General features: G+C 43.5%; 16 protein-coding genes. 10 read left to right on the plus strand and 6 right to left on the minus strand.

What is annotated here, in order from left to right:
- Window positions 1-6: 6 nt before the first annotated feature.
- Entirely contained in the window at window positions 7-732 is a 726-nt protein-coding gene (locus ACOJQI_RS04190; RefSeq protein WP_421383791.1) for a YqcI/YcgG family protein, read from the minus strand.
- 237 nt (window positions 733-969) lie between these two features.
- Between ACOJQI_RS04190 and ACOJQI_RS04195 the strand changes: the two genes are divergently transcribed.
- From ACOJQI_RS04195 to ACOJQI_RS04215, 5 genes are all read left to right on the plus strand, one after another.
- Entirely contained in the window at window positions 970-1743 is a 774-nt protein-coding gene (locus tag ACOJQI_RS04195) for a general stress protein (RefSeq protein WP_421383792.1), read from the plus strand.
- A gap of 183 nt (window positions 1744-1926) precedes the next feature.
- A complete protein-coding gene (locus tag ACOJQI_RS04200; RefSeq protein WP_421383793.1) occupies window positions 1927-2934 on the plus strand; it encodes a YsnF/AvaK domain-containing protein in 1008 nt (335 codons plus the stop codon).
- A gap of 185 nt (window positions 2935-3119) precedes the next feature.
- Entirely contained in the window at window positions 3120-4574 is a 1455-nt protein-coding gene (locus tag ACOJQI_RS04205; protein WP_421383794.1) for an alanine/glycine:cation symporter family protein, read from the plus strand.
- Between the two features lie 148 nt (window positions 4575-4722).
- On the plus strand, window positions 4723-6018 hold the full coding sequence (locus ACOJQI_RS04210; RefSeq protein WP_421383795.1) for an ATP-binding protein: 1296 nt from the start codon (window positions 4723-4725) through the stop codon (window positions 6016-6018).
- 22 nt (window positions 6019-6040) lie between these two features.
- Window positions 6041-6994: a phosphotransferase enzyme family protein gene (locus ACOJQI_RS04215; RefSeq protein WP_421383796.1), complete on the plus strand. Its 954-nt coding sequence runs from the start codon at window positions 6041-6043 to the stop codon at window positions 6992-6994.
- A gap of 104 nt (window positions 6995-7098) precedes the next feature.
- Here the strand turns inward: ACOJQI_RS04215 and ACOJQI_RS04220 are convergent, their stop codons facing one another.
- Both ACOJQI_RS04220 and ACOJQI_RS04225 read right to left on the minus strand, forming a co-directional pair.
- Window positions 7099-7962 (minus strand): DMT family transporter, encoded by an 864-nt coding sequence (locus tag ACOJQI_RS04220; RefSeq protein ID WP_421383797.1) that lies wholly within the window; start codon window positions 7960-7962, stop codon window positions 7099-7101.
- A 128-nt stretch (window positions 7963-8090) separates the two neighbouring features.
- Window positions 8091-8708 carry a YczE/YyaS/YitT family protein gene (locus ACOJQI_RS04225; RefSeq protein WP_421383798.1) on the minus strand — a complete coding sequence of 206 codons (618 nt, stop codon included), beginning with the start codon at window positions 8706-8708 and terminating at the stop codon, window positions 8091-8093.
- A 222-nt stretch (window positions 8709-8930) separates the two neighbouring features.
- Between ACOJQI_RS04225 and ACOJQI_RS04230 the strand changes: the two genes are divergently transcribed.
- Both ACOJQI_RS04230 and ACOJQI_RS04235 read left to right on the plus strand, forming a co-directional pair.
- Window positions 8931-10127, plus strand: coding sequence for a class I SAM-dependent rRNA methyltransferase (locus ACOJQI_RS04230; RefSeq protein WP_421385384.1), 1197 nt, complete (start codon window positions 8931-8933; stop codon window positions 10125-10127).
- A gap of 44 nt (window positions 10128-10171) precedes the next feature.
- Window positions 10172-12448, plus strand: a complete 2277-nt coding sequence (locus ACOJQI_RS04235) for a helicase C-terminal domain-containing protein (protein WP_421383799.1) — start codon at window positions 10172-10174, stop codon at window positions 12446-12448.
- A 72-nt stretch (window positions 12449-12520) separates the two neighbouring features.
- Here the strand turns inward: ACOJQI_RS04235 and ACOJQI_RS04240 are convergent, their stop codons facing one another.
- Window positions 12521-12955 carry a ferritin-like domain-containing protein gene (locus tag ACOJQI_RS04240; protein WP_421383800.1) on the minus strand — a complete coding sequence of 145 codons (435 nt, stop codon included), beginning with the start codon at window positions 12953-12955 and terminating at the stop codon, window positions 12521-12523.
- A gap of 181 nt (window positions 12956-13136) precedes the next feature.
- On the opposite strand from ACOJQI_RS04240, the gene ACOJQI_RS04245 reads away from it, so the two are divergent.
- Together ACOJQI_RS04245 and ACOJQI_RS04250 are read left to right on the plus strand one after the other, a co-directional pair.
- The gene (locus ACOJQI_RS04245; RefSeq protein ID WP_421383801.1) at window positions 13137-13295 is read left to right on the plus strand and encodes a hypothetical protein; all 159 of its coding nucleotides are present in this window, start codon (window positions 13137-13139) and stop codon (window positions 13293-13295) included.
- 59 nt (window positions 13296-13354) lie between these two features.
- On the plus strand, window positions 13355-13597 hold the full coding sequence (locus ACOJQI_RS04250; RefSeq protein ID WP_421383802.1) for a YkuS family protein: 243 nt from the start codon (window positions 13355-13357) through the stop codon (window positions 13595-13597).
- Window positions 13598-13999: 402 nt separating this feature from the next.
- Here ACOJQI_RS04250 and ACOJQI_RS04255 read toward each other — a convergent pair whose 3' ends face one another.
- Window positions 14000-14962 (minus strand): S8 family peptidase, encoded by a 963-nt coding sequence (locus ACOJQI_RS04255; RefSeq protein ID WP_421383803.1) that lies wholly within the window; start codon window positions 14960-14962, stop codon window positions 14000-14002.
- A gap of 227 nt (window positions 14963-15189) precedes the next feature.
- Here ACOJQI_RS04255 and ACOJQI_RS04260 point away from each other — a divergent pair, with 227 nt between their 5' ends.
- The gene (locus tag ACOJQI_RS04260; RefSeq protein ID WP_421383804.1) at window positions 15190-15909 is read left to right on the plus strand and encodes a YebC/PmpR family DNA-binding transcriptional regulator; all 720 of its coding nucleotides are present in this window, start codon (window positions 15190-15192) and stop codon (window positions 15907-15909) included.
- Between the two features lie 76 nt (window positions 15910-15985).
- Here ACOJQI_RS04260 and ACOJQI_RS04265 read toward each other — a convergent pair whose 3' ends face one another.
- A complete protein-coding gene (locus ACOJQI_RS04265) occupies window positions 15986-16549 on the minus strand; it encodes a DUF6241 domain-containing protein (protein ID WP_421383805.1) in 564 nt (187 codons plus the stop codon).
- Window positions 16550-16682: the final 133 nt, after the last annotated feature.

Genomic DNA, 16682 nt, shown 5'->3' on the forward strand with positions numbered 1-16682 from the left:
TTATGATCATTTATGATGAAAAGGACACTTACCATTCATAGGTTCGGCATCATCACCGATAAAGTACTGTTTCCATTCACGATGCTCGGGATCGCCATAATGGCTGATATTTGGATGCTTAGGGAGATTGTCCCATTTTTCCACTCTTTCCCTTACCTTTTCACGTGACATGATGCCGCCTTTGGATGTACCTTCCAGCCCCTCAAAAATCCTCCGGGGCTGGAAACCTAGGACAAGGGAGTTACCAAGATCTCTTGTCTTCCTCTGCTTATAAGCGGGAGCATTGCCAAATACAAAGTAAGGTTCCTCAGCGAAAGAAAAGGCCCAAAGGTGGTGGTCGGGATCCTCTGGATAATCTTTTGGCCAAGGCTTTGTATCCTGGTCATGGAGAAACTGAAGGATGTTCCAGAAGTATTCCCGGTAGTAAGGGATATCTTTTTCCTCTTTCTCAGGCTCGACAAACAAAAATAAACCATGGCGGGTCAGCTTGGGGCTGTCGAACAAAGAGATGAATTGTTCCAGCGTGCCGGGAAGGGAGGACCAGTCATCATGTGTAATATAAGAGTATCTCAATTCACCTTTCTTTTCGGCAGTCATGCCGAAGTAGCAGGGGAATGTTTTCTCAGTGACCGTATCCCTGAATGTTTGATATTCCTCCATCACCCATTGAGGGACTTTTTCAGGGTTCATCATATCTTCCTTTGTTAATAAACGATGTTCAGTAGCAATCATTTTACTAGCTCCTCTGTATAAAATATATTTGCTTTCTTCTACCCTTCTTTTAAGATGGAAAACGCAATAACTCTCTGGAAACTGGAAAATTTTAAAAAAGACTGCAAAAAGTGCAAGTGATAACAGAAAGTAATGTGGTTAACCACCTGGTTTGAACCGATTATCAAAGGGGTAGATTTTTGTATGACTGCATCCCAGACAATTGGGAAATCATGCACTTTCGAGGAGGAAATTCTGATGGAAAAGAGTATTGTTGGTGCATATGACTCCACAACTGAAGTAATGGATGTCATCAACAGTCTGACAAAAGACGGTTATAATGAAGATGATATCCTTGTCATCTCCAACAGAAACGATATTGATAGATTGGACAATACTTCTGGGCTCCATGTAGAACATCCAGAAGGACACCATGAACGAAGCTTATGGGAAAAAATCAAAGATTCATTTGCCGTTCGTGAACATGAAGGGTCAGACAATGATCTTGCTCAATATGAAATCCCGCTTAACCAAGTTGGAACCTATCAGTCCAAACTTGATGACGGAAAGATCCTGGTTGCTGTAACAGCGACAGATAAATATGTCCTCAGCCATGGAGGAGAAGTGGTGGACGCCGGTGCCAATATCAAGCCGGTTTCAGATGATGAAGATATCCTTGAAGACGATGATGACATGAGGAATGTAAATGAAGTCAGGAATCAAACATCAACTGAAAACTATCGCAATTCCCCAACAGCCGGAAAAAGCGTTGGCAATCACGGGGCTGAACCTGAGGATATTAGGTCTGGCAACGTGGATACAAATGAAGATACAATAGGGGGAAATGTAGGCAATACACTTGGCGGAAAGCTTGGGACATCGGAAAGGTATTCCACAGGACAGGCAGGACTGGAAAACAGCACGAACGATCAGACGGAAAAGGAATATCAGGATGAAAAGAATGCCGAACACCTTAATGAAAAAGAACAAAAAGAAAGATTTAAAGGAAATGATTACAGAGGAGATTTTTAACCTCCTTAAACCCGCTGCAGAAATGACAGCGGGTTTTTTTATGTGAAATGGGATTCGATAGGTTGGGGTTAAACATGAAATTTATAGCAAGAGTGGATACATTTTCAGTGAAGCAAAACGTTTTCTGCTCGATCTCAAGGGTAATTTTTATTATGTAGCATCAAAAAAATGAGGGAGGTAATCATGATGGAAAAACACATTATTGGAGCATATGATTCAACAAATGAAGCAGCAGCAGTAGTGGAACAGCTATCAAGAAAAGGATACTCCCCGGAAGAAATCACGGTTGTGTCAAATAGAGACCGCCTTGGTTCTTTAGAAAGTAAGACCGGCCTTCAAGTGGAACGCGATCGGACTGAACAACATGACCCATCCATGTGGGATAAGATCAAAGATGCATTCACACTTGATGAAGAGACTCATTCTAATAACCGCCTGTCAACATATGGTCTATCAGATGAGGAAGCCAGCCGTTATGAATCAAAATTGGATGATGGAAAGATCTTGATTGCAGTAGAATCTGATTCAACTGCCGAGCTGGAAGAATTCACGACTGGATATGACAGACGTGAAACTGAAGTGAATGACTATACAACAACTGGCGGCAGAAACGAAGAACAATCAATGGAACTTCGAGAAGAGCGTTTAAATGTTGACAAAGAAGAAAGAAAAACCGGTGAAGTTTCCATCAGCAAAGACGTAGTGGAAGAAGAAAGAAGCGTCGATATCCCAGTGAAGCATGAAGAAGTATATGTCGAAAAGAGACATGTGCAGGATGGTGAAAAGCGAAATGCTTCTGCCGAAATCGGTGAGGATGACGAGATCAGGATACCGATTGTAGAAGAGAAAGTGGAAGTCACGAAGAAGCCGGTCGTGACTGATGAGGTAGTCGTTGGGAAACGAACGTCAGAAGAAACCGAGCATGTAAGCGATACGGTTAAAAAAGAAGAGGTTCATTTGGATAAAGACGGATCTTCCAGGGTACAGGGAGAAGAACGCCTCAACGATACTGAAAGGGATTCATCTCTACGCGGAACGTCCAGTGAAGGAACGTATGCAACGGGTCAAGAAGGACTGACAGACTCTGCTGTCACCGGCTCCGAAAAAGAAAGAAGAGACTATAAGAATACTGAAAATCTGGATGCCGATGAAAATGCATTCAGAAGAAACGACTATCGTGGTGACATTTAAGGTTCGGCAAAAACCTCTTGCTGTTAAGGCAGCAAGAGGTTTTTTGTGTTCGCCTGACTCATCTCCTTTAAAGCCCTTTATGGGCATCCCGAATTATTTTTCAAAAAAAAGATTGTCTAAATAACAAGTTATGAAATATAATTCGAATAGAAACAAAATTCTGAATTTACAAAGGGGGAGTATGTTTGGAGACGGTTGTTGGTTGGCTTAATGGGGTTTTATGGAGTTCACCTGTCATTTATTTAATTTTGGCTTTAGGACTTGTATTCTCAATTATGACACGTTTTCTCCAGGTAAGGCACATCAAAGACATGTTCAAATTGATGTTCCAAGGCAAGAGTTCAGATGCAGGGGTATCATCTTTTCAGGCTTTGGCACTATCATTATCAGGGCGTGTAGGTACCGGTAATATTGCCGGTACAGCGACAGCTATCGCATTTGGGGGACCGGGTGCGGTTTTCTGGATGTGGACCATCGCCTTCATTGGCGCAAGTTCGGCGTTCATTGAGTCGACACTTGCCCAGATTTATAAAGTGAAGCAGGATGGACAGTACCGCGGGGGGCCGGCCTACTACATTGAAAAAGGAATGGGCTGGAGATGGTATGGAGTCATTTTTGCGGTTGCATCCATTTTAGCGATGGCGTTATTGATGCCGGGAATTCAATCCAACTCAATTGCTCTTGGTCTTGAAAATGCGTTCGGCCTTAATACATGGGTCACAGGAATCGGACTTGTTGTTCTTCTTGGAGTCATCATTTTTGGCGGAGTAAAGCGTATTGCCAAGGTTGCCCAGTACGCAGTTCCTTTCATGGCTGTAGGGTACATCTTCTTATCCTTGATCATTGTTGTCATGAACATTGCAGAACTGCCAGGTGTTTTTGCTCTTATCTTTAAAAGTGCATTTGCGTTGGATTCAGCATTTGGCGGGATCGTCGGTATGGCTGTTTCATGGGGAGTAAAGCGTGGAATCTATTCAAACGAAGCCGGACAGGGTACAGGTCCGCACGCAGCAGCGGCGGCAGAAGTTTCTCACCCTGCCAAGCAGGGGCTTGTCCAGTCGGCTTCCGTTTATATCGATACTTTGCTTGTCTGCTCGGCTACCGCATTCATGATCCTTTTTACAGGAGCTTATAATGTTGAAAAAGCTGATGGAACAATGATTGTCAATAATCTTGAAGGAATCGAAGCAGGTCCTGGATATACACAGGCAGCGATTGAAAGTGTGCTTCCTGGCTTCGGAGCAGGGTTCGTTGCAGTTGCACTGTTCTTCTTCGCCTTCACGACCATCATGGCGTATTATTATATTGCTGAAACAAACGTCGCTTACATTTTTAGAGGAAAGAACAATCAGCTTGCTATCATAGCCTTGAAGATCGTCCTCCTTGGAGCTACTTTATACGGTGCTGTGAAGACGGCTTCCCTTGCATGGGCACTGGGGGATGTCGGCCTTGGAATCATGGTATGGCTGAACATGGTTGCCATCGTCCTTCTGTACAAACCAGCTTTGAAAGCATTGAAAGACTATGAACAGCAGAAGAAACAGGGGCTTGATCCGGTTTTCGATCCCGTTAAGCTTGGAATTAAGAATGCGGATTACTGGGAAAACGAAGCAAAGCCAGATCGTGAAAAGGTATCTTGATCATTTGTCTTTAACGAAGGATCTCCGATTTTCGGGGATCCTTTTCTGATTTTATCAAAATTGTTTTGAAAATTTTGTGTTTATCAGCAGGTGTTTGGCTTAAGTTGTCGTATTTTATCAATATACTACTAGAGATGAGGAAGATTTAATGCTTGCTGAAAAACTGCTGTTACATGTCTTTGTCATTCTGGCCCCTATCCTGGTGTACACTTCTTTCTTTGAAAACCGCCGCATTGGACAATCACCTTATTTTATAGGAATGATGTATGGTGTTTCGGCAATATTATGTCTCACAGTCTCTTATTACAGTTACGGTCTTTATTGGGATCTGCGGTATGTACCGCTTGTCTTGTCATTCCTATACGGCGGTCCTATTGCAGGGGGAATAACGTTCCTGTCCATTATTGGCGCAAGGACGTTTATGGCTGCTGATTCCTTATTATTCGGCTATATCAGTGCCACTTTGGCCGCTTCAATCCCATTCTTTTATGTAAAAAGATTTTGGAAACATCAGGGTAAGAGAAGGATTCTTACGGCCATTTGGCTCGGGATCTGGCCATCTTTCATCATGTTGTCGATCCTGATTTCCTGGCTGTATTTCTCAGATAATCCTATATACGATATCAAGGAATTGATTATCTATGTATTGCTCTTTGGCCTGATTCAAATTATTGCGATCGGATTTGCCTCGATGCTTCATGAAGCTGTAATCGAAAGGCGATTGATGAAAAAGGAAATGCAGAGGGCCGAGAAATTGAACACCCTTGGGGAACTCGCTGCTTCCATCGCACATGAGGTGCGGAATCCCCTGACGGTTGTGAAAGGTTTTCTCCAATTGATGAAAAGCCAGGAAAAAGAAAAGGATGATAACTATCAATATCTGAGCCTTGTGTTGAGTGAACTGGCAAGAGCCGAGGCTATCATAAATGATTATTTGAACTTTGCAAAACCCCAGTTTGAGAAAATTGAAAGGCTTGAGTTATCGGCCACCATATCTGATGTGATTTCCCTTATGCAGCCATTGGCCATCAAACAGGGAGTTGATCTGGACAGTGACCTGGAAGAAGAAGTGTACCTCCATACCGACAGAAATCAATTTAAACAGGCACTGGTCAACGTGATAAAAAATGCTGTAGAAGCGACGGACCATGGAGGCAGGATCCATGTATCCTTAAAAGCTGCCGGTCAAGATGCAAGAATTACGATAAAGGATAACGGCAAAGGCATGACAAAGGAACAGCTGAGCCGGATCGGAACCCTCTTTTATACAACAAAGGACAAGGGAACGGGACTTGGCACAATGGTATCATTAAGGATCATTGAGGCGATGGAGGGAAGGATAACCTATAGAAGCGAGCTGGGAAAGGGAACCGAGGTGAGAATTGCCTTGCCGTTGGTAAGACAGCTCAAAAAAGATTTCGAAAGCAAAGAAAAAATCATGTAAAAAAGAAGCAGGTTGGACAGGGATGGATGATAGAGGGAGAGAAGAAATTGCATTAGCGTTGGGATTGGAGAGTCAATCTTTACGGAAACTGACAGGCGGACTGCAGAACCTCATTTTTGAAAATACAATAGGCCAGACCGTTCTCAGGGTTTCTCACTCAAAAAGAAGAACGGAAGAGGAGCTTCTTGCTGAACAGCATTGGCTTGAGATATTGGTTTCAGAGGGTGTAAAAATTAATGAACCCCATTTATTTTCCGATGGAGACAGGATAAAAGAGATTTGTTTGGAGAAAGAACCCTTTCTCATAACACAGTTTGGGAAAATTGAGGGGGAAGGACTGGACCCTTCTACCCCCTCTCACTGGAACGTGGAAATCTTTGAGAAATGGGGCAGCATGGCCGGGAAGCTTCACAAAAACGGAAATGCAGTAAAATTAACTGTGAAACAACAGAAGGCAGTTAACAGGAAGAGTGATGATAAACTATACAGGGAGCTTCTCATGCGAGACAGGTATATAGCACGTCATTACCAAAGGCTTCTATCGGAAATTGATAAGCTTTCAAAAGATGATTCATGCTATGGATTGTCTCACCGGGATCTTCATCATGGGAATCTTCTATATTCAAATGGTGAGATTCATATCATTGATTCCGACGACTTCGGGTATTCCTGGTTCGCTGAAGATATTGCAACAGCTTTATACCATGTCAATTGGCATGGAAAGTCTATTCATTCCGACTGGAAGGAGCTGCACAAGGATTTCCTCGAAGCTTTCGCAAGAGGATATAATCAAGTCAGCTTTTTAAGCCAGGAAATAAAGGACGCAATTCCTCTGTTTCTAAGAAAAAGAGAATTCTTCTTATATAATCTGTTCCTGCAGGTTTGGGAGCTTGATAACCTGGAAGAATGGCAGTCATTTACTCTTAAGCAGCTTGAAGAGAATCTAAGAAACGAGATAATACCGATTCAACTATAAACAAAAGGAGCCGGAATTCGCTGATTCCGGCTCCTTTTTATTGCTTCACCGCTTTAACGCACTAAGAGGGACAGTCCCCCTTAGTGCGTTAATGTGATAAAGGGTCAGGCTTTCGCTTTGTCTTCTTCTTTGTTCTTCATGAACATATAGAAAGAGGCGGCGAAAATGATGATGTATCCGGCAATGCTCAGCAAGTCAGGGATTTGTCCAAACAAGACAATGCTGATTAGTGCAGAGTAGACCACCGTTGAATAAAAGAATATTGATATTTCCTTGGCAGGTGCATACTTATAGGCGATGGTAATGCCGAATTGGCCAAGGGTCGCAAAGACACCGGCAAGTAATAAGTATATAAGCTGCTCTGTCTCCATCGGTTCATAGAACATAATGACGAATGGAAGCAGCACTACAGTGGAAAAGAAGGAAAAGTAGAAAACCACTGTATAGAACTTTTCTTTTTGCCCCAAGACCCGTAAAACAGTATAGGCACCTGCCGCAAACACGGCAGACAAAATACCGGCCAGATAGGGGATGATATCCACTGTGAATTGGGGTTTGATGATGAGCAGGGTTCCGAGAAATGCAATAATGATAGCAATGATTTGGAAAGGCCTTGCTTTTTCTTTCAGAAATATGGCCGAAAAGATGATCGTCAAGAATGGACTCAATTTATTGAGCATATCCGCATCGGACAATACAAGCTCATCGATGGCATAGAAGAAAAACACGATTCCCAAGGTTCCAAGTGCTGAGCGCAGGAGCAGGATTTTCTGGTTTTCTTTCTTCCCAAAGAGCCTTTCCTTATAGTAAATCACAAATCCAAAGGAAATGATCGCTGAAACCATGTTGCGAAACAGGGTTTTTTGGACGGTCGGCAGATCACCTGAAAGCTTAACAAATGCAGCCATCATGGCAAAACCGAACGATGAAACGAGAAGAAGCAGGATGCCTTTATTTCTATCTGTCATGATGTCCTCCGATATGTTTTTAATCGATTGCTGTCCAGCCCGAGGGACTGAAAGGATGTAAAAAGAAACTGCCCTTTGCGGCAGTTTCCACTGTTATCTATTTTCCAAAAACCACTATATCAAATGAGTTACTTAAAAGAAAGTCTCTCGCTCCAGCCCTGAAGCAGTTTTTCAAATTTTGGGAAGAAGAACTGGACGATGAAACCAAGTGAAAGCGTGACAATGATGGTACCGACTCCGACTGCCCCTCTGAAAGCTACTGCAAGAGCCAGGGCGAGCCCTTCACTGATCAAGCGTGAACTCCTAAGGCTCAACCCGAACCTTTCAGAAATTGCGACCATAATGGTATCCATTGGACTCGATGGGAATTTGGCCTGTAAGTAGACAGCAATCCCGATACCGAGTGCAAGGATCCCGACTGCCAATGTCGCTGATTGAACACCGAGAGTGGCTGGTGCATAGTTCTTTAATCCGATCAGCAGCCAGAAATCAATCATTAATCCGATAATGAAAATCGAGAGGGCAGCAAACACTTCAGGTCTCTTTCTCAAAAGAAAAGCATTGATGAAGATAAGGATGATTCCATTGATGAAGACGCATGTTCCCACAGTGATTCCGAAGGTTGTGGACTCCCCAACAGCGAGAGCATCCCAGGAAGAGGCCCCGAGACCCGCTTTGATGATGAGGGCGACCCCTAGTGTCAAGAGCAGGAGCCCGGCAATGAAAAAGACGATTCGTTCTCTCATAACTACATTCCTTTATTAATTATTTTTACCTTCAGTTGAAAAATGCGATAATGACTATATTGAAGAAACACAATGTGATCAGACAGCCTGCTTCATCACTTTAAAGCAATGGGGGACTGTCCCCCGCTGCTTTAAAGCGGTGAAGCAAGAGGGGGGATTATACTTGTCCCTCTCTGTGAAATATATGTAGTAACGGCTAAATTATACAAAGGATAGGATGAAATCATGAAAGATATTATATTGACCGTGAACCCGAAGTTCGCAGATAAATTTAAAAATGGCTTTCCGCTCATCAGCAAAGAGGCTCTTGCCTCCACAGCCGGCCTTGAAGAAGAAGGAAGCATCATCAAGCTGGTGGACAGCCAAAAGCAGTTCATTGCCAGAGGCTATTATGGGAAACAGAATAAAGGGTTAGGCTGGATCCTCAGCTGGAAAGAGGAGGAGCGGATCGATCAAAGCTTTTTTGAAAGAAAACTGACAAATGCAATTAACCAAAGGCTGCAGTTTTATCAAAGTGAAGACACGACCGCATTCCGGGTATTCAACGGTGAGGGTGACGGGATCGGCGGGCTTACCATCGATTACTTTGACGGCTATTACTTGATTAACTGGTACAGCGAGGGAATCTATCAATTCAAAAATGACATCATTCTCTCACTGCAGCAGCTTGCGGATATCAAAGGTGTTTACCAGAAAAAAAGATTTGCCCAAAGCGGAAAATATATTGAAGAGGATGACTTTGTGACAGGTGAACGTGCAGAGTTTCCACTCATAGTGAAGGAAAACGGCGTCAACTTTGCCGTCTACTTGAATGAAGGAGCGATGGTCGGCGTCTTCCTCGATCAGCGTGATGTAAGGAAGCTGATACGCGACAAATATGCGGAAGGTAAAACGGTCCTTAACACATTTTCTTATACGGGAGCATTTTCTGTGTTTGCAGCGGCTGGCGGCGCGGCCAAAACAACCAGCGTTGACCTTGCCAACCGAAGTGAAGCCAAGACCATTGAACAGTTCAGCATCAATGGAATTGATTATGAAGAACAGGATATCATTGTCATGGATGTCTTTAACTATTTCAAGTACGCTGTAAAAAAACAGCTCAAGTTCGATATGGTCATTCTCGATCCTCCCAGCTTTGCCCGTTCGAAGAAACACACCTTTTCAGCAGCGAAGGACTATAAAGATTTGCTTAAGGAAGCTATTTCCATCACAGAGAAAAACGGTGTCATCGTCGCTTCGACCAATGCCAGCAACTTTGATATGAAAAGGTTCAAAGGTTTTATCGATAAAGCCTTCAAAGAAAGCGGCAGCTCTTATAAGCTGATGGAGGAGTTCACGCTCCCTGAAGATTTCAGGACGATCAGCCAATTCAAACAAGGGGATTATCTAAAGGTTGTTTTTATCAGGAAGACAAGATAATAGTCCTGACTCTCAATCATTAAGTGACGGAAGGAGAAACCGGTTTGAAGGAAGTACAAGTGTCTGTCAGAAACCTGGTGGAGTATGTTTATAAAAGCGGAAGCATTGACCAGAGATTCCAGACCTCCTCCTCCATGACGGAAGGGACACGGCTGCACAAGAAAATCCAGAAAACATACAAAGAGGGAGATCGTGCAGAAGAATTTCTCAGCACTGACCTCCTGTACAAGGATTTGAACTTTACAGTCGAGGGAAGATGTGACGGCTTAATTTTTGAAGGGGAAGAAGTCATTATTGATGAAATAAAGTCCACCCGTGCGAGACTTGATGACCTTACAGAAAATGCTCATCCTGTCCATTGGGCCCAAGGGAAGTTCTATGCGTACATATACGCAAAAGACCATGGTTTGGAAAATATCAGTGTCAGGCTGACCTATATTGAAGTTGATACGGAAGAAATGCTTCACTACTTGCAGACGTTTACAATAGAGCACCTGGAGGAATTTGCTGAAGCCGCCATCAGGGACTACTATCCCTTTGCCAAACTGATTTCGGAACATAAAGAAAAGAGAACCAGGACCGCCGATGAACTGGAGTTTCCTTACAAGGCCTATAGAAAAGGCCAAAGAAATCTTGCCGGAGCCGTCTATAAGACAATATTAGAAAAGAAAACCCTGTTTGCCAACGCTCCGACCGGAACCGGAAAAACAATTTCCACCATCTTCCCAAGCTTGAAAGCAATAGGAAAAGAAACCATTGATAAAGTCTATTATCTAACAGCAAAAACGATCACAAGGACTACAGCAGAAGAAGCATTCCAACTGCTGGAGGAAAAAGGGTTATCCGCAAAGACGGTGACGATAACCGCCAAGGACAAAGCGTGCTTGAAAGAAGAAACAATTTGCCAGAGCGACTCCTGCCAATTTGCGGAGGGGTACTATGACCGGATCAATGGTGCTCTCCTCGATATCCTTGAAAACGAAACCCGGCTGACCAGGCCGGTGATTGAACAGTACAGCCGGAAACACCGTGTATGCCCTTTTGAGTTTTCCATCGATCTCTCCTACATTGCCGATGCTGTTATATGTGACTATAACTATATTTTCGACCCGAGGGTATCCCTGAAAAGATTATCGGATTCCCAGAAAAAGAAAACGGTCCTTCTTACGGATGAAGCGCATAATCTTGTCGACAGGGGAAGGGCAATGTTTTCAGCAGAATTGGAGAAGTCGGCATTTCTGGAACTCAAGCGAACCTTCAAGAGTAAAAACAAAGAAATATACAGATGTGCCAATGAAATCAATCGTTTCTTTATAAATCTGAGAAAGAAGTGTGAGGAAACAGAGACTACAGTTTACCAAGACAACTTCACTGATTTGATTGAACTTCTTGAACAATTCCTTGCCGCTGCTGAGGCAGAATTATTTGGGCAGAGCGGAGATAGCGTCCTGCTTGAAACTTACTTTGCTGCCCATAATTTTATAAAAGTCGGAGCCTTATATAATGAAAATTACGTGACCTATGTGGATACGGGAAAAAGGGACGTCTCAGTCAAACTCTACTGTCTGGATCCGTCTGATTTAATTAGCCGGACGAGCAGAGGCTTTGCATCATCCATTTTCTTTTCAGCAACTCTTTTGCCGTTCCACTACTATTACGAATTGCTGGGGGGCGGACCGGAAGACTTTCGCTTTAAAATTCCCTCCCCTTTTCCGCGCGAGAACTGGGAAGTCTATATCAAGCCGCTGTCCACCCGCTATAAGGACAGGGAAAATAGCATTGCGCCTCTTGTACAATTGCCCCGCCAATTGTTGAAACAGCGTCCGGGCAATTATCTGTATTTTTTTCCGTCTTATCGATATATGAATGACGTTTACGAAGCCTTTATGGAAGAAGGACCTGATGCAGAAGTCATTCTTCAGTCCTCCAATATGACTGAAGAAGAGCGGGAGGACTTTTTAGAGGCATTCCAGCCAGGCCGTGATTCATCTCTTATAGGATTCGCCGTTCTGGGAGGCATTTTTTCGGAAGGGGTTGACCTGAAGGGAGACCGGCTGAATGGTGTCATCGTTGTCGGAGTGGGGCTTCCGCAGCTGGGACTGGACCGGGATACCATCAAAAATCATTTTAATGCCTTGGGGAAAAACGGATATGATTATTCCTATATATTCCCGGGCATGAATAAAGTCTTGCAGGCAGGAGGCAGGCTGATCAGGACAGAAGAAGACTCAGGAGTGATTGTCCTCGTTGATGACCGATACCTCTCGCCAAAATATCAGTCGATGCTGCCTGATGAATGGCAGGATTACACTGTGATATAGGTGTAAAGTTTAAGAGCGTGGACCCATCAAAAAAAAGCTTTCTCCGAACTCGGAGAAAGCTTTTTTAAAATATTATTGAAATGCCGGATCCATCAGCATGCGGTCAAGTTCTTCCATATGATGAGTTTCATCAGAGATAAGGTCATCCAGTTTTACGACCAATTCTGTGTAACCCAGCTCTTCTGCTTGTTCCTTGCGCTTTTTGTAACGGTCGATTGTTTCTTTCTCAGCCTGGCGTGCTTCCTGAAGCATTTCTTTGACATTGTCTGTCTGCTTAACAGGAGCTGGAGTGGTTGTCGGTGTACCGCCGAGTGTTTTGATTTTCTCTGCCAAGTATAGAGCATGCCCTTGTTCATCGCTGACTTCTCCTTCGAAGAACGGCTTCAATACGGCGCGGTGCAGACCGGAAACGACCGCAGCATAGTTTGTGTACATAATCTGTGCTGTATATTCGTTCGCTAAGTCCTCGTTTAGTCCATCAATAAGTTCTTGTAATTTTTGATCCATCTAAAATTCATCCTTTCTTTGATTTCTCATAATTTATTAATACCCTTTTGAGTCATGGTTAAACTTGTTCTTCATGTTGGAAACACACTTATAAAACATGAAGAAAATGCAAACACTAACATCGAAATCAAGAGCTGCAATCATCAGGCAGCCAAGTTTTAACTGAGGAGGAGTCGTCGACATGAGCAAAGCAGGCAGATTGAATATGGACCAAACAACAAAACAGCTGGCAAAACAGCAAGGCAAAAATGACGTGGAATTCAGTACAGATGATTTTCAGGTCGGAAACAGCCAGAGCCAGAGTCAAAAGAAAAGCGGGAAACAAAAAAACAAAAAATAAAATGAATACCATTGCCAACGATAGAAAATCCTATGAGTATGTTAAGGAGGTGTGGAGACATGTCAAGAATTGGAGTAGAAGAATCTCTTCAAAATGTTGTACAAGCACTTCGTGAAAAAGGTCATGATGTTGTGGAATTGAAGCAGGAATCTGATGCGCAGAACTGTGACTGCTGTGTACTGACAGGACTGGATTCCAATGTAATGGGGATCGCTAACGTGGTAACACAAGGTTCTGTTATTGAAGCAAACGGATTAAGCGCTGATGAAGTATGTCAGCAGGTAGAAAGTAAACTAAAATAAAATAAAAAGCGAAAGCGGCCGATCAGCGCCGTACAGATTGGAGGGCTCTCGCATGAGATAAAGGAATCACGAAGAGCGACAGCGATTCGATGATGACTTATCTCTAAAAAGCGGAAAGGCCCCGCTCAGCGGCGTACGAACTGGAAGGATTCCGCTTGAGATAAAGGAAACACAACGAACGTAGTGAGTTGATGTTGACTTATCGCAATAAGGAAGACTGAAGTTCGATAGCCGTTGGGGCCTTGCAGCTGGATTCGCAAGGAGAGAGACCGAAATCTGCTAGGCGCTGGCCGCTGGAGCTGGATTAATTAAAAAGCGAAATCAAAGGCATGACTACATAACCTTTGATTTCGCTTTTTTAATTGTGCCTGACCTGGCCCGGTAATAAATGAATTTAATCTATCAAACCGAAAGCGACAGCTGCTTCTGCTGCAGGTATTCCATCAAAAGGTCAGGTGCTGTAAGGTATAATAGGCCATTGCCTTCCAGAGACTTTGGATAACTGAGAGGGATGGTCCGTCTTACAAGCTGTGCATATAGTTCACATTCGGATAATTTCCGATCAAAGTTGGATTCTTCTAATAGCTTCACTAATGCCAAGGCTCCTGAGACATGCGGGGCAGCCATGGAGGTGCCGCTGAATTTAGCATATTTTCCACCCGGGATTGTAGAAAGTATTTTTTCCCCCGGCGCAACGAGATCGACTTCATTATTGGAGTTGGTAAAGTAAGAAGACTTTCTATCAAAGTCGATGGCCCCTACTGAAATAACTTCATTATAACAGGCAGGATAGGAAAATTCATCGGTGTCTGCATCCTCGTCCCCTTCATTTCCAGCTGCACATACAACCGAAATGTTTTTATCAACCGCCTGCTTGATGACCTTTTGAAGCGGTGGATAATCGGCTGGCCCGCCAAGGGACATTGAAATGACATCTACTCCCTGATCAATGGCATATTGAATCCCGTCAACTATCCAGTCATATCTTCCGCTGCCCTGCTCGCCGGCAAGCACTTTGATGATCAGCAGGCTGGCTTCCGGTGCGACACCAATTACCCCCTGGCCGTTCTCGTTGGCAGCGATTGTTCCTGCAACATGGGTGCCGTGACCATTGTAGTCTGTTACATTTTCTTCATCGCTATCGTCGTCATCGGTAAAATTGCGTTTCCCTACAACTCTTCCCTGCAGCTCTTCATGATTGAGGTCGCACCCGGTATCAAGGACAGCAATTGTAACACCGTTTCCTTTCACTCCCGCCTTCCAAAGCTGAGGGGCTTGGACCATATCCACGCCAGCAGGCATCTCCGAAACAGTTTCCATAATTTCTTCTTTGACATAAGGAATTAATCTTACTGAGCCATTCATAAGCATTCCTCCTAAAGTCGTAATAAAAACTGAACTTTCTGAAAATATAACATAGAAATGGACAGGTTAAAAGAGATAAAAGTCTTGTTTTTCCACATTGACCCAATTTTTTAGAATGGCCCCATCCAGAGTTTCACTATAACTTAGGAATTAATCTCGTAACATGGCGGGGTCTTGCGGTATAATAGAAAGGAAGACTAGCTACTATTTGAAAGAGAGTGGAAAATATGGGTCGTAAATGGAATAATATCAAGGAAAAAAAAGCTTCAAAAGATGCAAATACGAGTCGTATCTATTCTAAGTTTGCAAAGGAAATCTATGTCGTCGCCAAACAGGGTGAGCCGGATCCGGAATCCAATCAGGCTTTGAAGTTTGTTCTTGAACGTGCCAAAACATATAATGTACCAAGAAATATCATTGACCGTGCGATCGAAAAAGCAAAGGGCGGTACTGAAGAGAGCTTCGATAATCTGCGCTATGAAGGCTTTGGTCCTAATGGTTCAATGATTATCGTCGATGCGTTGACAAATAACGTTAACCGCACCGCATCTGAAGTTCGTGCGGCTTTCGGCAAAAACGGTGGTAATATGGGTGTCAGTGGATCTGTAGCCTACATGTTCGATTCTACGGCTGTGGTCGGGATCGAAGGGAAAAGCGCTGAAGAAGCGCTGGAAATCCTGATGGAAGCAGATGTGGACGCGAGAGACATTCTTGAAGAAGATGAGGCCGTGATCATCTATGCTGAACCTGATCAGTTCCATGCCGTCCAGGAAGCATTCAGAAATGCGGGTGTAACAGACTTCACAGTAGCAGAATTGACGATGCTTGCCCAGAGCGATATCAGCCTGCCGGAAGATGTGCAGGAGGATTTCGAGAAACTGATTGATGCAATTGAGGATCTTGAAGATGTCCAGCAGGTCTACCATAACGTTGACTTAGGAGAGTAACTCCACCAATGAAACCTGCAAACTAAAACGCCTTTCCCATATAAGGGAAGGCGTTTTTTTCATGATGGAGATGTTTTTATCGGAAATGCTTTTCTATATATTTCTGTTCTTCTGCAACTGAAAGCACGCCGGTTGCCTTGCCGATTGTTCCTCCCTGCAGGCGCCAAACTGTATTATGGTCTTTATCAGCCTCTGAAAAATCGCCATCTTTCCAGCCGTATAAAATATCAAGATACACATGCGAATGCTTGTAATTTCCATTCTCTACCACCTTAATCAAGTGATCGATCCGTTCAGGGGTGATTTCCAAGCTGCCCCACTTTTGAGCTGCCTTGACTTTTTGATGGCTCATATCATGGATCTTCTGTTGCAGATCGGCTTCACTTAAAGTGTTTGGTATCTCACTTTCACTCATGCTGTCTGTGTTTGCCTGATCTGAACCAGCTTCATAGTATTCTGTTTCATCCTCTGCTTCTTCAGATGTTGATTGGGAGACTTCGTACCAGAAAATAAATCCAAGCACCCCTGTCACGAGTAAGATTGAGGCGATTCCTATCCATTTTAATTTCACTATAATCAGCTCCACTTTTACATTTTGAAAGATACCAACCTGCTGACAACTCCATAGAAAATCAATCATTCGAAAATCTCATCTTATTAAACTATTATCCATCTACTTCCATATTACCTTCCAACCTTGTAAAAAAAACGGATAGGTTTATGTATTTTTTTGTGGACCTAAGAGGAGAACGTTAAAAAAGGTAAGCAGGCCG

It is taken from the genome of Bacillus salacetis (assembly GCF_049177075.1).
GTDB lineage: Bacteria > Bacillota > Bacilli > Bacillales > Bacillaceae_B > Rossellomorea > Rossellomorea salacetis_A.

Coding starts and splice junctions, on each gene's coding strand:
- ACOJQI_RS04255 (WP_421383803.1), bottom strand. CDS start 14,962: ATGAATGGCTCAGTAAGATTAATTCCTTATGTCAAAGAAGAAATTATG.
- ACOJQI_RS04225 (WP_421383798.1), bottom strand. CDS start 8,708: ATGAGAGAACGAATCGTCTTTTTCATTGCCGGGCTCCTGCTCTTGACA.
- ACOJQI_RS04245 (WP_421383801.1), top strand. CDS start 13,137: ATGAGCAAAGCAGGCAGATTGAATATGGACCAAACAACAAAACAGCTG.
- ACOJQI_RS04190 (WP_421383791.1), bottom strand. CDS start 732: ATGATTGCTACTGAACATCGTTTATTAACAAAGGAAGATATGATGAAC.
- ACOJQI_RS04265 (WP_421383805.1), bottom strand. CDS start 16,549: ATGATTGATTTTCTATGGAGTTGTCAGCAGGTTGGTATCTTTCAAAAT.
- ACOJQI_RS04195 (WP_421383792.1), top strand. CDS start 970: ATGGAAAAGAGTATTGTTGGTGCATATGACTCCACAACTGAAGTAATG.
- ACOJQI_RS04210 (WP_421383795.1), top strand. CDS start 4,723: ATGCTTGCTGAAAAACTGCTGTTACATGTCTTTGTCATTCTGGCCCCT.
- ACOJQI_RS04250 (WP_421383802.1), top strand. CDS start 13,355: ATGTCAAGAATTGGAGTAGAAGAATCTCTTCAAAATGTTGTACAAGCA.
- ACOJQI_RS04200 (WP_421383793.1), top strand. CDS start 1,927: ATGATGGAAAAACACATTATTGGAGCATATGATTCAACAAATGAAGCA.
- ACOJQI_RS04240 (WP_421383800.1), bottom strand. CDS start 12,955: ATGGATCAAAAATTACAAGAACTTATTGATGGACTAAACGAGGACTTA.
- ACOJQI_RS04260 (WP_421383804.1), top strand. CDS start 15,190: ATGGGTCGTAAATGGAATAATATCAAGGAAAAAAAAGCTTCAAAAGAT.
- ACOJQI_RS04220 (WP_421383797.1), bottom strand. CDS start 7,962: ATGACAGATAGAAATAAAGGCATCCTGCTTCTTCTCGTTTCATCGTTC.
- ACOJQI_RS04215 (WP_421383796.1), top strand. CDS start 6,041: ATGGATGATAGAGGGAGAGAAGAAATTGCATTAGCGTTGGGATTGGAG.